At 67.2% G+C, this 13,783-nt stretch carries 11 protein-coding genes; 4 read left to right on the forward strand and 7 right to left on the reverse strand.

From position 1 onward, the window contains the following. Positions 1-205 precede the first annotated feature (205 nt). Complete coding sequence (locus IE187_RS10695) at positions 206-1,690, forward strand: lipopolysaccharide biosynthesis protein (protein WP_189676265.1); 1,485 nt, start codon at positions 206-208, stop codon at positions 1,688-1,690. 3 nt (positions 1,691-1,693) lie between these two features. On the opposite strand, the gene IE187_RS10700 is transcribed toward IE187_RS10695, so the two are convergent. The 7 genes from IE187_RS10700 to hisS all read right to left on the reverse strand — a co-directional run bounded on the left by IE187_RS10700 (position 1,694) and on the right by hisS (position 9,977). Then, on the reverse strand, positions 1,694-2,122 hold the full coding sequence (locus tag IE187_RS10700) for a CBS domain-containing protein (RefSeq protein ID WP_133191586.1): 429 nt from the start codon (positions 2,120-2,122) through the stop codon (positions 1,694-1,696). A 93-nt stretch (positions 2,123-2,215) separates the two neighbouring features. Beyond that, the gene (locus IE187_RS10705) at positions 2,216-3,799 is read right to left on the reverse strand and encodes a DUF4139 domain-containing protein (protein ID WP_189676266.1); all 1,584 of its coding nucleotides are present in this window, start codon (positions 3,797-3,799) and stop codon (positions 2,216-2,218) included. After that, the gene (locus tag IE187_RS10710; RefSeq protein ID WP_189676267.1) at positions 3,733-5,148 is read right to left on the reverse strand and encodes a DUF4139 domain-containing protein; all 1,416 of its coding nucleotides are present in this window, start codon (positions 5,146-5,148) and stop codon (positions 3,733-3,735) included. The genes IE187_RS10705 and IE187_RS10710 overlap by 67 nt, the downstream gene beginning before the upstream one ends. A 128-nt stretch (positions 5,149-5,276) precedes the next feature. Beyond that, positions 5,277-6,386 carry a DUF4167 domain-containing protein gene (locus tag IE187_RS10715; protein ID WP_189676268.1) on the reverse strand — a complete coding sequence of 370 codons (1,110 nt, stop codon included), beginning with the start codon at positions 6,384-6,386 and terminating at the stop codon, positions 5,277-5,279. Positions 6,387-6,641: 255 nt separating this feature from the next. Continuing rightward, entirely contained in the window at positions 6,642-7,460 is an 819-nt protein-coding gene (gene prmC, locus IE187_RS10720; RefSeq protein WP_189676643.1) for a peptide chain release factor N(5)-glutamine methyltransferase, read from the reverse strand. A gap of 115 nt (positions 7,461-7,575) precedes the next feature. Continuing rightward, positions 7,576-8,649 (reverse strand): peptide chain release factor 1, encoded by a 1,074-nt coding sequence (prfA, locus tag IE187_RS10725; RefSeq protein ID WP_189676269.1) that lies wholly within the window; start codon positions 8,647-8,649, stop codon positions 7,576-7,578. Next, entirely contained in the window at positions 8,646-9,977 is a 1,332-nt protein-coding gene (gene hisS, locus IE187_RS10730) for a histidine--tRNA ligase (RefSeq protein ID WP_189676270.1), read from the reverse strand. The genes prfA and hisS overlap by 4 nt, the downstream gene beginning before the upstream one ends. A gap of 244 nt (positions 9,978-10,221) precedes the next feature. Here hisS and IE187_RS10735 point away from each other — a divergent pair, with 244 nt between their 5' ends. The 3 genes from IE187_RS10735 to IE187_RS10745 all read left to right on the forward strand — a co-directional run bounded on the left by IE187_RS10735 (position 10,222) and on the right by IE187_RS10745 (position 13,756). Beyond that, positions 10,222-11,049 carry a sulfite exporter TauE/SafE family protein gene (locus tag IE187_RS10735; RefSeq protein WP_189676271.1) on the forward strand — a complete coding sequence of 276 codons (828 nt, stop codon included), beginning with the start codon at positions 10,222-10,224 and terminating at the stop codon, positions 11,047-11,049. Positions 11,050-11,109: 60 nt separating this feature from the next. Then, positions 11,110-11,757, forward strand: a complete 648-nt coding sequence (locus IE187_RS10740) for a DUF1345 domain-containing protein (protein ID WP_133191579.1) — start codon at positions 11,110-11,112, stop codon at positions 11,755-11,757. An 88-nt stretch (positions 11,758-11,845) separates the two neighbouring features. After that, on the forward strand, positions 11,846-13,756 hold the full coding sequence (locus tag IE187_RS10745) for a M61 family metallopeptidase (RefSeq protein WP_189676272.1): 1,911 nt from the start codon (positions 11,846-11,848) through the stop codon (positions 13,754-13,756). Positions 13,757-13,783 lie beyond the last annotated feature (27 nt).

Here is a 13,783-nt window from a genome sequence, read left to right on the forward strand (position 1 = left end):
CCCTCTTTTCAAAGAGCCCCTCGGCGCCGACAATTTGGTGACTGCAGAAGCGAACCGTCCGGTCCGTCGCTGCGGTGACACCCCTCTAGGTCCACGCCCTGATTCGGTCAAACCCTTTTTTGCACTTTTCTTGCAATCCCGCGTCAATCCCGCAGAAACGCTCGGGTTTAGGCTCCTTAAAGGCTTTGCGGCTAAGGGTTGCTCCATGACCGCCGCCGCCGACGCCCCGATTCCCGCCACCGAATCGCTATCCAATCAGGTGCGCAGTGCGGTGATCTGGCGTTCGGGCAGCCAGATCCTCGCGCAGCTGGTGCAATGGTCCTCGACCTTCCTCGTCATCCGCATCCTCAACCCGCACGATTACGGGCTGTTCGCGATGACCGGCGTGGTGCTGGTATTTCTCAACATGCTCAACGGCTACGGCCTGGCGAGCGGGCTGATCCAGAAGCCGCAGGTCACGCCACGCGACATCCGCCAGCTGTTCGGGATGCTGCTGCTGCTCAACGGGCTGCTTGCCGCGGCGCAGGTGTTCATCCTCGCCCCTGCCGCCGCCGCTTACTATCGCCAGCCGATCGTCGCGCACATGCTGCAGGTCCAGGCTTTGCTCTATGCGACCACCCCGTTCATCGCGCTGCCCTACGCGCTTCTCTCGCGTACGCTCGACTTCAAGCTGCAGGCGCGCGTCAACATCCTTGCCTCAATCGCCAGCGCAAGCGCCGCGCTCGGCGGCGCGTTGGCTGGACTGGGCGTGTGGACGTTGGTGCTCGCGCCACTCGTATTGTTCGGCGTGCGTGCCATCGGGATGACGATCGCCGCAAAGTCGCTGGTCTGGCCGAGCTTCGACTTTCGCGGATCGGGCACGCTCGCGCGCTATGGCGGGGTGATGGCGATCGGCCAGCTCTTCTGGTTCGCGCAGAGCCAGGCCGACGTGTTCATCGCCGGCCGGCATTTCTCGCCGCACGAACTGGGCCTCTATACCGAAAGCCTGTTCCTGACCCAGGTGTTCGTCTCGAAATTCGTGCCGCCGCTCAATGAAGTCGCGTTCTCGGCCTATGCGCGGATCCAGCATGACAGCGCGGCGGTCGCAAACGCGTTCGACCGTTCGGTGCGGATCGTGATGCTCGCGGCGCTCCCCTTCTATTTCGGGCTGGCAGCGACCGCGCGGCCGCTGGTCGACGCGGTGCTCGGCGACAAATGGAGCGGGACCGCACCGGTTGTCCATCTGCTCGCGCTCGCGATGCCGTTCATGACCTTGCAAGTGCTGCTGCAACCCGCCTGCGATGCGCGCGGGCGCCCGGGAATCGGCGTCGGCAACGGCGCATTCGGCGCGCTGGTGCTGTCGAGCGGCTTCCTCGTCGCGGTGCAATGGGGCGCGACCGGCCTCGCCACCGCGTGGATCCTCACCTATCCGATCTATCTCGGCTTCAGCCTGTGGCGCTCGCTTCCCGTGATCGGGACCAACCTTCGCCGAATCTTTCACGCGATCTCGCCGGCGCTGTGCGCGGCAACCGCGATGGCACTGTGCGTCACCTTCGTGGCGGCGCTGCTCCCGCCACTACCCGACTGGCCCGACCTTGCGATCCTCGTGACGACCGGTGCTCTCGTCTACGTCGGCTGGCTGCTCGTCTTCTCGCGCGCCGCGGTGCGCGAGCTCATCGCGGTGGTGCGCAAGCAGCCGATCCCGACCTGAGCCTCACGCCGACTGGATGTAGCTGCGCATCGCCTCGGCATCGGCCTCGATCTTGTCGATGCGATATTTGACGAGGTCGCCGATCGAGACGAAGCCGACCACGCGGCCCTGATCGACCACGGGCAAATGCCGGATCCGCCGCCGCGTCATCAGCGACAGCGCACCAATCACCGCTTCGCCCGGGGCGACGGTGATCGGCGGCGCGGTCATCGTGTCGCCGACGCTGCGCGTCATCGCAGCGCTGCCATGCGCGGCGATCGCGTGGATCACGTCGCGTTCGGAAAAGATGCCGACGACCGCATCGCCTGCCATCACCGGGACCGCGCCGACGCGGCGCTCGGCGAGCAAAGCGACCGCGTCGCCGACGGTCTGCTCGGCGGTGATCGAGACCACCTCGCCGCCCTTGGTGCGAAGGATTGCCGCGATCGTCATTGGCTCTCTCCTGTCTGCGCTCGTCAGCCGAGTCTCTCAGGCGCTGGAGGATTCCACGTTTGGCAGCGCTTGGGAAGCCGCGCCCCGCAATCGCTAGCGATCGGCCGATACGCGATAGCCCAGCTCGCGCGTAGCATTGGCGGGGAGTTCGAGCGCCCAGACCAGCTTGCCGTCGGTGTGGGTCAGCGCGCTCGTGGGATGCGACACGCGCGGCGCAATCCGCGGATCGAACTGCAACTCGAACCGGACGGGATGAGGATTGGCGTTGCGCAGGGTCAGCGCGACGTCTTCCCACGCCTTGCCGCGATTGGCGCCGCTCTCGCGCGGCGTCGTCTCGAGCGTGACTTGCGTCGCGACCGCCAGATTCGCCTCGACCAGCTCACCGACTGCCTTGTCGTCGATCGCGCCTTCGCCGATCAGCACGGCGGCATCGCCGCGCGGCTGAAACACCGCGACCGGCCCGGCGGGAAGCGGCACACCGAGCCCCTTCGCACTACGATTGAGCGCGCGCAGCGTGAGGTGCGGCGCGCCGGCCTCGCCCGCCGCGTCGACCGTCGCGACATACAGGATATCGACCGGCACGGCGTGCCGATCGAGCAACGCCACCTGTTTCTGCGCGAGCGCTGCGACCGTCGTGCGATCGGGCACGCGGTAGAGCTTGAGGTCGCCGAGATCCTCCTGCGTCACCCGGCGCGGCGCGCGCATCGCCATTCCGGTCACGACGATATCCATTGTCTCGGCTGGCGGCGGCGGGGGCGGTGCGCCGGGCACCAAATCCGCGATCGGGTGCGCAAAGCAGTGAAACGTCAGCGGTGCACTGCCGCGCGCATATGGATAGGGCGCGCGGTCCTCGCGCTTCACGCGCCCGGCGACGACCATCGTCTCGGCATCGGCGAAGCTCGTCGAATCGCCGCTCGCGAGCGTGACCCAGGCGAGCAGGTCGGCGCTGCGGCCGTCCGGCTTCAGCGTCGCGACGTAGTTCGCCTGCCAGTCGAAACCCCAGGCAAGATACGACAGCGTGATCGTGACGGTCGCAGCGCGCGGCGAGTCGAGCGCGACCGACAAAGTCGGTTTGGACGACAGCCCCGGCGCGATGCCATTATAGACCAGCGTCTCCGTGGCCGGCCCGCAATCGACCGCGACCACGCCGTCGCGCGTCTGGACAATCGCCGCGCCATCGGGGCTCGACCGGATGATCGCGGGCTCCTCGACGCTCCGCTTGGCGATGGTGCGGCGGAGCGTGACGGGGCGGCCGAAAGTCCCCGCGTAGAGGCTGCGCGGCGACAGCAGCTCGGCATCGAGATTCTTCTCGCGAACGCCATTCGGCAACCCGGTCACGATGGCGCTTTCGGGCAGGATCCCCGCCGCGACACCCTCGAAGCGGAGCGTGGTGCGCCCAGCCGGGATGGCCACGCGGCGCTGCTCGGTGATCAGCGCATAGCCGCCCAGCCAGCTTAGATCGATCGGCGAGTCCGCCGATCGATCGGGCGCGCGGTAGATCGTCACCGCAACGCGGTCGGGCGCGGGCGAGACCGTCTGCGCCGGCGCCGCGCGCGCGACGACCGCGACGAGCAGCACGCTCAGCCATCGCAGCGCGCGGCGCACCGGGCTCAGTACCGCGTGTCGAAAGTCGCGGTCACGCTCGCCGTGCCATTGGCGGGGACGCGGACGTGCCACACCGCCTCGTCGGCGGTGACGCGCTCGCTCGGTTGGCTCTCCGTCACGACGCGGGTGTCGTGCCACCAAGTGTCGAGCCCGTCCTGCGCGACATCGACGACCGCTTCGGTCGCGCGCGCGTTGGTCAGCGTGTAGCGCATCGTCGTGCGCCAGCGATCCGCCGAGATCCGCTCGCGCTTTTCCACCACCGGCAGCATCTTCACGTCGAACGCCTCGCCGGTCTTGAGCGCGAGCCGCGAGCCCATCGGCGTGTGCGGGATGGCGCTTTCGCCGATGAATTGCGGCGCGCCGCGCGCATCGCGCATATAGACGCGGACGATCCCAGCGGGGAGCGCATCGCCGAGCCCGCCGTCGCGCGACGAACTGAAGGTCAGCACGGTGTCGACGCTCCTCGCTTCGCTCTGCGTCGCGAGCCACGGATTGCGATAGAAATACGCCTTGGCGGCGGGCGACCCGGCGACGTCGAGAAAGCTGACTTGCTTGGTCTGCGCGTTGGCAATCGTGGTGCGCTCGGCGAGCGGGTAGAGGTAGAAATCGCCGAGTTGTTCGCGGTTGGCGGTCTCGGTGCCGGGCTGGTTGCCGCGCGGCGTGGTCGGGCGCGCGGAATAGCGCGGGCCATTGTCGTCCTCGGCGCTGCCGACCGATCCGGCGACGAGCAGCGTCTTGGCGGCGGTGAAGGTCGTGCCGCTGGTGTTGTTCAGCGTTATCCAGCCCTGGACGTCGAGCTTTCCCGCCTTTTCATCGAACAAGGCGACATAATCGGCCTTCCAGCCGAGCCCGCGCGACAGATAACTGAGCGTCGCCGGGCGCGTCCCCGCCGCATCGCTGTCGAGCGTGACCGACAAGGTCGGGCGCGCGCGCAGATTGGGCGGCAGCGTCGGGAAGATCACGCGGCCGGCGCTGCGGTCGAGCACTTCGATCCGGCTGCCGATCTGGACGATCGTGCCGCCATTGTTGGCGAGCACGCGGGCCTCCTCGCGCGTCTCGGCGCCGGTCGCGGGGTTGGTGCGGACGAGCGTGACGGTCTGGCCAACCGCCTTGTCCATCAGCTTTTGCGGCGAGAGCAGGTCGTAATCGAAATTCTGCTCGACGATACTCGCGCCCGTTGTCTTGAGCGTGACGGTCTCGGGGCGGATCGCGGCGGAGACGTCGGCAAAATCCTGGCGACTGCGGCCGCGCGGGAGCGCGAGTTGGCGCGTGTCCTGGATCAAGGCGAGATCGTTATTGTAGATCGTGACCGCGACGTCGCCCTGCCCCGAGCGCGCGCCTTCGTCTTGCGATAGGGCGGTGGTCTGCGCGCAGGCGAGCGCGGGGGCCCACAGCATCGTCGTCGCCAGCCAGATCCGCATGTCGCCTCCCCCACTTCGTATCTTGGGGAATAGGCTAGGAATATAACGACGGTGTTACAATCCCTTCGCTGCGGCCAGCGTGTGGGACGCCCACCCCGGCGCGCGGCCGGGGTGAGGACATAGCGTGACTATTCGACCGTGGTTGCCGCGGTTGCGGGCGGGCGGCCGCGACGGCGGCGTGGCTTTTCGACGACGTCGCCTTCCTGGCCGAACTCGGGCTCGACGACTGCAGAGACGTTGAGCGACGGCGGCAGGCGATCGGCGGCGAAACCGTTATCCTCGAAACCGGCATCGTCCGATCCGGCTGCGTCGGACGTCACGGGCGCTTCGACGATCGGCGCGACTTCGCGGCGTGGACGGCCACGCCCGCGACGCGGCGCTTCGGCGACGGGCTCGACCGGCGCTGCGGCGTCGAGCGGAAGCTCCGCACCGGTGGGCTGCGCTTCGACGACGGGTTCGGGCGCGCGCGACACGCGGTCGGGGCGCTCGTAGCGCTCGCCGCGCGGCGGGCGCTCGGCACGCTCTTCGCGCTGCGGCTCGGCCTGGCGATCGTAACCGCCTTCGCCATTGCCATTCACGCGACCGCGCGGACGATCCTCATAACCTTGCGCGCCTTCGCGCTGCTCGCTGCCGTGCTGCCCATTCGACTGCCCGTTCGCCGCAGCGTGATTGGACTGGCCGTTTTGCGCGTAACCGCGATTGCCGTCCTGACGGTTGCCATCCTGACGGTTGCCATCCTGGCGGTTGCCATCCTGGCGATAGCCGTTCTGGCCGCCGCGCTGCTGATCGCCGCGCGGTTGTTCCTGGCGCGACGGATCGTGGCGTTGCTGGTCCTGACGGGGCTGGTCCTGACGGGCCTGCTCCTGACGCGGCTGCTCGACGACGCGCTCGCCCTCGTCCTCGTAATCGGGCTCGTCCTCGTCGAGCGTCGCGCCCTGGATCCGCTTGGTCGAGACCGCGCCACCATTTTCCTCGAAGCGCGCGCGCGTTTCGGCGAGCACGCGGAAATAGTGATCGGCGAACTGGAGGTAATATTCGACGTTGACGCGGTCACCCTGCATCTGCGCGTCGCGCGCGAGCGTCTTGTATTTCTCGAGCAATTGCGCGGCATTGCCGCGGGCGCGATTGTCGATGCGGTTGCCGGTGTCCTGACGACCCGGATTTCCACCACCACCCGACGAGCGCTGCTGCTGCCCGCCACGGCCGCGACGGCGGCCGGCCTGACGATTATTGATCAACGTCTTGTTGTCCTGTCCTTGGGAACCAACCTGGTCACGCTCCAGAAATATGGATGCAATGCCTCCTGCGCGCCGGCCACCGACCATCGGCACTGCGCGCTTGCCAGCGTCGCCGGACGGGGCGACTGCATGACGATGGAGGCGGACACCAGCCCATTTTCAACCGACTATGGTGAGAATGCGTGCCCCTGCGCCGTCCAATAGCGGGTCGCGGGGCAATCTCCAAGCACAATATTGTGCTGATCGAACGCAATATCACGCGCTGTGCGTTGCGATCAGCGCGCGCGGGTGGCGCGCGAGATCGTGCCGCAGCGCGACCGCGAGGCCTTGTGCGGCGAGCAAAGCGGTGACGGCAGGCGCCTGGGTCGAGCCGATTTCGAGGATCGCGGCGCCGCCGGGCGCGAGCAGGGCGGGGAGCTGCGGCGCGATGCGACGATAGTCGTCGAGCCCGTCGGCGCCGGCGAACAGCGCCATGCCGGGTTCGTGCGCACGGACCTCGGCGGGGAGCGGTTCGTCGGCGCCGATATAGGGCGGGTTCGAGAGGATGAGGTCGAACACGCCGTCGAGACCGGTCGCCCAATCGCCGGTCCGGAATTCGGCACGGGTCGCGAGGCCGAGCGTGGCAGCGTTGCGCGTCGCATAACCGAGCGCCTCGGGTGACGCATCGACGCCGAGCCCGGTCGCGCCCGGCCATTGGTCGAGCGCTGCGAGCAGCAGCGTGCCGGGGCCGGTGCCGAGATCGAGGATACGGCGCGGTCCGGCCTTGCCGAAATGCGCGAGTGCTGCGTCGAGCAGCGTCTCGCTATCGGCGCGCGGCACGAGCACGCCCGGGCCGACCGCGAGCTCGATCGTCCAGAAGGCGCGGGTGCCGGTGATATAGGCGATCGGCTCATGTGCGAGCCGGCGCGCGAGCAACGGGCCGAAGCTGTGCGGGGTGGCGGAATCGAGCCGGTTGAGCAGGAGCTGCTCGCGGGGGATGCCGAGTGCATGCGCCATCAGGAGCTCGGCATCGAGGCGGGGGGTTTCGCTGACGTCGGCGAGGAAGTTCGTGGCGGCGGAGAGCGCCGACCGTATCCTCCCCTCCCCTTCAGGGGAGGGGCTGGGGGTGGGGGAAGCCTCGCAGAGATCTGGCGTCGCGCACTTCCCCACCCCAACCCCTCCCCTGAAGGGGAGGGGCTTTTCGGGCTCGTCACGCATCGAGGGCGGCCAATCTTTCAGCCTCGTCCTGCGCGATCAGCGCGCCGATCAGTTCGTCCATCTCGCCCTGCAAGATCTCGGGCAGCCGGTGCAGCGTCAAATTGATGCGATGATCGGTCACGCGCCCCTGCGGGAAATTGTACGTCCGGATCCGCTCGGAACGATCGCCCGACCCGACCATCGACTTCCGCGCGCCCGCGCGCTCCTGATGCAGCCGGTCGCGCTCGGCTTCGTACAGCCGCGTGCGCAGGACCCGCATCGCCTTGGCCCGGTTCTTGTGCTGCGACTTCTCGTCCTGCTGGATGACGGTCAGCCCAGTCGGAATATGCACGATCCGCACCGCCGAATCGGTGGTGTTGACCGACTGCCCGCCCGGCCCCGACGAGCGGTAGACGTCGATCCGCAGGTCCTTGTCGTCGATCTTGACGTCGACCTCCTCGGCCTCGGGCAGCACCGCGACGGTCGCTGCCGAAGTGTGGATGCGGCCTTGCGCCTCGGTCGCCGGCACGCGCTGGACGCGGTGGACACCGCTTTCGAACTTCAGCTTGGCGAAGACGCCCTTGCCCTCGACTGAGGCGATCGCTTCCTTGAAGCCACCGCTTTCGGACGACGAGGCGGAGATCAGCTCGACCCGCCACCCCTGCGCTTCGGCATAACGCTGGTACATGCGGAACAGGTCGGCGGCGAACAGCGCCGCCTCGTCGCCCCCGGTGCCGGCTCGGATCTCAAGCATCGCGGCGCGCTCGTCGGCAGCGTCGCGCGGGAGCAGCGAGAGCGCGAGCTTCCGTTCGGCATCTGGAAGCGTGTCGCGGATCGTCGCGATTTCCTCGCGCGCCATCAGCTTGATCTCGGGGTCGCTCTCCTCCTCCATGCTGGCGAGCACGTCGAGCTCGGCGCGGAGCCGCCGCACCTCGCCCGCCGCGCGCGCGATCGGTTCGAGTTCGGCATAGTCCTTCGAGACCTGGACGAAGCGGTCCGACGGGAGGTCGCCCGACGCCATCAGCGCCGACAGTTCGTCGCGCCGCGCCTCGATCTGCAGGATGCGTTCGGGGGAGATCGAGGTCATCGCGGGCGCCAGATCAAGGCGATCCCCGTTCCGATCAAGGTGGCAGCATCGTCCGCGCCAACCGCGATATCGGCGGACAGCGCCTTCAAAACAGCGTCCGCCCTGTCCTCGAGCGCGACGGGCCCAGTCCCGATCTTGCCGAGCTTGAGCGACGCTGCGGTGCCGCCGTCGACGCCCACACGCCCGACGAAAAGAACCTCGGTCACATTCGCGCGCCGCGCGCGCTCGACTTGGCGCTTCGCATTACCGGCGAACGCCGCCGCAACGGACAGACCGCTGCGCCGAAGGCCTGCCACCACGCGAACGGCATCGAGCGGATCTGCGTCATTCTCGGTCACGACCGCGATATCGACCTGGTCGACCGTCGGCTCCTCGAGCAGCATCGCCAGCCGCTCGATCCCTGCCGCCCAGCCAACACCCGCCGTCTCCGGACCGCCGAGGCTGCCGATCAGCCCGTCATAGCGCCCGCCCGCCAGCACGGTGCCCTGCGCGCCGAGTCGGTCGGTGACGAATTCGAACGCGGTGTGGCGGTAATAATCCAATCCGCGAACCAGCCGCGCGTTGCGCGTCCACGCGACACCCGCCGCATCGAGCCCCGCCGTCACCGCATCGAAGAACGCGCGCGCCTCTGGCGTCAGATAGGCGTCGATATCAGGTGCGCTGTCGGCCACCGGGCGATCGCGCGGGTCCTTCGAATCGAGGATGCGCAGCGGGTTCTTGTCGAGCCGCGCGAGGCTGTCCTCGCTCAGCACGGCGCGGTGCGCCTCGAAATGCGCGACCAGCGCCGCGCGCCACGCGTCGCGCGTCTCGGCGTCGCCGAGCGTGTTGAGCTGGAGCGTCACGCCATCGGCGATGCCGAGTTCGCGGAGCAACTGGTCCGCCAGCACGAGAAGCTCGACATCGGCAGCAGGCTCGCTCGCGCCGATCACCTCGGCGTCGATCTGGTGGAACTGGCGAAAGCGCCCCTTTTGCGGACGCTCGTAGCGGAACACGGGCCCATGCGTCGCGATCTTGAGCGGCGCATATTGCTGCCAGCCTTCGGTCAGATAGGCGCGCGCGATACCGGCGGTGAATTCGGGGCGCAGCGTCAGCGAATCGCCGCCGCGATCCTCGAAGGTGTACATCTCCTTCGACACGACGTCGGTCGTCTCGCCGAGCGAGCGTGCGAACACCGCGGTGCTCTCGAACACGGGGATGTCGACGCGCTGGAAGCAATAGAGCCGGCGGACGCGTTCGAACGTCGCGATGACGTGTGCGAAGCGACGCTGCTCCTCGCCGAAGATGTCCTGCGTGCCGCGGATGCGTTTTGGGGTTTCTATGCGGGCCATAAGGGTGCGTTCTCTATGCGAGCGTTCGGGCGAACGCCAGATGGTTGTGGATTCTGCTCCCCTGCGTGGAAGGGAGGGGAGGAAGAGCGGCTTGACACGTCCGGCTCCCGCGCCGCAGCATAAGCGTAACGGGGGCGGCAACAGTCCCCATTTCAGCATCCGCAGGATCTCACCCGGCTCGTTTCGGAAAGGTCGCCATGCGTCTGTTTGCCGTGTCCGTTGTCCCATCCCCGCGTGCCAGCGCATGAGTGCCGTGCTCGCCTGGGCGCCCGCCATCCTCGCCATGCTCGCCGCCGGGCTGTTCGCGGGCTTTGCCGCCGGATTGTTCGGGATCGGCGGTGGCTTCGTCGTCGTTCCCGCAATGATCGCGCTGCTGCCGCTGCTCGGCGGCGCGAAGGGCGAATATACGCATGTCGCGATCGGCACGTCGTTCGCGACGATCGTCGTCACCGCTTTGCGCTCGACGCTCAGCCACCACAAACGCGGCGCGGTCGATTTCGAGATCCTCAAGACCTGGGCGCCGTGGATCGTCCTCGGCGTCGGTGTGGGCGTGCTGCTCGCACAGCGGATGACGGGGCAGACGCTGACCTTCATCTTCGCTGGCGGCATCGTACTCATGTCGATCAATTTCCTCGTGCCCAAGCTCGCGCGGCGCCAGGTCAGCGACACGATGCCGAGCGGCCTGCCCCGCGCCGCGATCGCCGGCGGGCTTGGCCTCTTCTCCTCGCTGCTCGGCATCGGCGGCGGGACGGTCGCGGTGATCGTGATGACGCTGTGCGGCCGCTCGATCCACAAGGCGATCGCGACCGCGAGCGGCTTCGGCTTCATCATCGCGGTGCCCGGCACGATCGGCTGGATCCTGATCGGGCTCGGCAAGCCCGGCCTGCCGGTCGGGTCGCTCGGCTATGTCAATCTGCTCGGCGCGGTCGTCATCACCTCGATGTCGATCCTCACCGCCCCACTCGGTGTCGCCGCCGCCCACGCGCTGCCGGCCGAGCCGCTCAAGCGCGTGTTCGGCGTGTACCTGCTGTTTATCGCGGGGGTGATGGCGAACCGCGCGCTGCAGATGTGACAGAAACGTTATGTTTGCGCGAGGATTTCACCCTGCACAAAAGCGCGGTAGCTCTGTTGCATGAGTCTGAATCTCGGCAACAAGGTCGCCCCGCCCCGCTTCATCCTGTTCGCGACGCTGTTCGTGATCGGGCTATTCGTCGCCATCCCCCCGCTCGGCTGGGGGCGCGGTGCGATGGCGGCGTTCGACGTCGCCGCTGCCGTGTTCCTGATCGCGATCTCGACGCTGCTCGGCCACGGCGAGGCCGACAAGATGCGCAAGGCCGCCGCGAACAACGACGCCAATCGTGCCGGGCTGCTCGTGCTCACCGGCGTGACGATGCTCATCATCCTCACTTCGGTCGCCAAGGAATTGCAGGGCAAGACGAGCGTTGCCGCGACCGTATTGGTGATCGCGACGCTGGTGCTTGCGTGGCTGTTCTCGAACACCGTCTATGCGCTGCATTATGCGCATCTCTTCTATTCGGACTGCGACGACGACGGGCAGGATTCGGGCGGGCTCGATTTCCCCGAATGTGCCGAGCCCGATTATTGGGACTTCCTCTATTTCAGCTTCACGCTCGGCATGACCTTCCAGACCTCCGACGTCGAAATCTCGTCGCGGCGGATGCGGCGCGTGTCGCTCGGCCAGTGCCTGGCGGCGTTCGTGTTCAACATCGGCGTGCTCGCCTTCACGATCAACGTGCTCGGCAGCAGCAGCGGGTCGTAGCGGAATCGCGCGGCGGGGGGCTGGACGGCGCGCGCTTCAACCGCTTTAACCACCGCCAAAGCCGCTCTTCCCAAGAAAGCTCCCCTGCATGATCCGTCGCGTCGCGTTCACCGCCCTGTTGCTCGCCACCACCGCATCGCCGGTGCTGGCCGAAAATTCCAAGCCGCAGCCGGTGCCGATCGTCGACACGATCCCCGAGGCGCGCGACACGCCCTTTCCCGGCACGATCAGCCTCGACATCGACGCGACCGACACGACGCGCGGCATCTTCACGACGCGCGAGACGATCAGCGGCGTGAGCGCGGGCCACATGGTGCTGCTCTTCCCGAAATGGCTGCCGGGCAACCATTCGCCGACCGGCCAGCTCGACAAGCTCGCCGGCCTGCACATTCGCGCGGGTGGCAAGGAGGTCGCGTGGACGCGCGATCCGGTCGACGTCTATGCCTTCCATATCGACGTTCCGGCGGGCGCAAAGAGCCTCGACATCGACTTGCAATTCCTCTCGGCGACCGCAGGCGACCAGGGCTCGGTGGTGATGACCCCGAACATGCTGCGGCTGCAGTGGAATTCGATGAGCCTCTATCCCGCAGGCTATTTCACGCGCCAGATCCCGGTCAAGGCTGTGGTCAAATACCCGATTGGCTTCACCGCCTCGTCGGGCCTGCCGTCGAAGGCGAACGGCTCGACCTATGCCTATCAGCTCACCAATTACGAAGTGCTGGTCGATTCGCCCGTCCTCGCCGGGCGCTATTACAAGCAGTGGCCGCTCTCGCCGCGCGTCAATCTCGACGTCTATGCCGACACGCCCGCCGAGCTCGCTGCAACGCCCGATCAGATCGACGCGCACAAGCGGCTGGTCGACCAGGCGGTCAAGCTCTACGGCGCGCAGCATTACGACACCTATGAATTCCTGCTGTCGATTTCCGACGTGATGGGCGGGATCGGGCTCGAGCATCACCGCTCGTCGGAAGACGGCGTGAAGCTTGGCTATTTCACCAAGTGGAAGGACGGCCCTGGTTCGCGCAACCTGCTGCCGCACGAATACAATCACAGCTGGGACGGCAAGTTCCGCCGCGGCGCCGATTTGTGGACCCCCGATTTCCGCATGCCGATGCGCGGCAGCCTGTTGTGGGTGTATGAGGGCCAGACGCAGTTCTGGGGCTATGTGCTGCAGGCGCGCTCGGGAATCGTGTCGAAGCAGGATACGCTCGACGGCTATGCCGCGATCATGGCCGAGCTCGACAACCGCCCGGCACGCAACTGGCGCGACATGGTCGATACGACCAACGACCCGACGATCTCGCAGCGCCGCCCCAAGGGGTGGACGAGCTATCAGCGCTCCGAGGATTATTATAACGAGGGCCTGCTGGTGTGGATGGAGGTCGATTCGATCCTGCGCCAGCAATCGGGCGGCAAGAAATCGATCGACGATTTCGGTCGCGCCTTTTTTGGCCTCAACGACGGCGATTACGGCGAAGTCACCTACACGTTCGACGACGTGGTCAAGACGCTCACCGCGATCCAGCCGTACGACTGGGCCGGTCTGCTCACCAAGCGGCTGACCGAGACCGGCGCCCCGGCCCCGCTGAAGGGCTTTGAAGCAAACGGCTACAAGCTGATCTACACCGAGGAGCCGACGCTCGCCTTCAAGAATGCCGAGGCCGCACGCAAGAACACCAACCTCACCTTCTCGCTTGGCCTGACCGTCGACAAGGACGGCAAGCTGACCGGCGTCGGCTGGGACTCGCCCGCGTACAAGGCCGGGCTGACGATCGGCGACAGCATCGTCGCGGTCGACGGCACCGCCTTCTCCGACAGCGCGCTGAAGGGCGCGGTCACCGCCGCCAAAGCGCGCAAGACGCCAATCGTTCTCCTGGTCAAAAGCAACGACCAGATCAGCCCGGTCAGCATCGACTATCACGAGGGCTTGCGCTATCCGCACCTCCAGAAGATCGGCACCGGAGAGGGTGGACTGGACCGTTTGCTGGCACCGCGTTAAGGCCGATTTTCTTCCATATTATTCAGT

The organism is Sphingomonas glacialis, from assembly GCF_014653575.1.
In the GTDB taxonomy this organism is placed as follows: domain Bacteria; phylum Pseudomonadota; class Alphaproteobacteria; order Sphingomonadales; family Sphingomonadaceae; genus Sphingomonas; species Sphingomonas glacialis.

What these genes read in the sequence shown, in the direction of transcription:
- IE187_RS10695 (WP_189676265.1), top strand. Translation starts at nt 206, where the DNA reads ATGACCGCCGCCGCCGACGCCCCGATTCCCGCCACCGAATCGCTATCC.
- IE187_RS10700 (WP_133191586.1), bottom strand. Translation starts at nt 2,122, where the DNA reads ATGACGATCGCGGCAATCCTTCGCACCAAGGGCGGCGAGGTGGTCTCG.
- IE187_RS10710 (WP_189676267.1), bottom strand. Translation starts at nt 5,148, where the DNA reads ATGCGGATCTGGCTGGCGACGACGATGCTGTGGGCCCCCGCGCTCGCC.
- prfA (WP_189676269.1), bottom strand. Translation starts at nt 8,649, where the DNA reads ATGACCTCGATCTCCCCCGAACGCATCCTGCAGATCGAGGCGCGGCGC.
- hisS (WP_189676270.1), bottom strand. Translation starts at nt 9,977, where the DNA reads ATGGCCCGCATAGAAACCCCAAAACGCATCCGCGGCACGCAGGACATC.
- IE187_RS10735 (WP_189676271.1), top strand. Translation starts at nt 10,222, where the DNA reads ATGAGTGCCGTGCTCGCCTGGGCGCCCGCCATCCTCGCCATGCTCGCC.
- IE187_RS10740 (WP_133191579.1), top strand. Translation starts at nt 11,110, where the DNA reads ATGAGTCTGAATCTCGGCAACAAGGTCGCCCCGCCCCGCTTCATCCTG.
- IE187_RS10745 (WP_189676272.1), top strand. Translation starts at nt 11,846, where the DNA reads ATGATCCGTCGCGTCGCGTTCACCGCCCTGTTGCTCGCCACCACCGCA.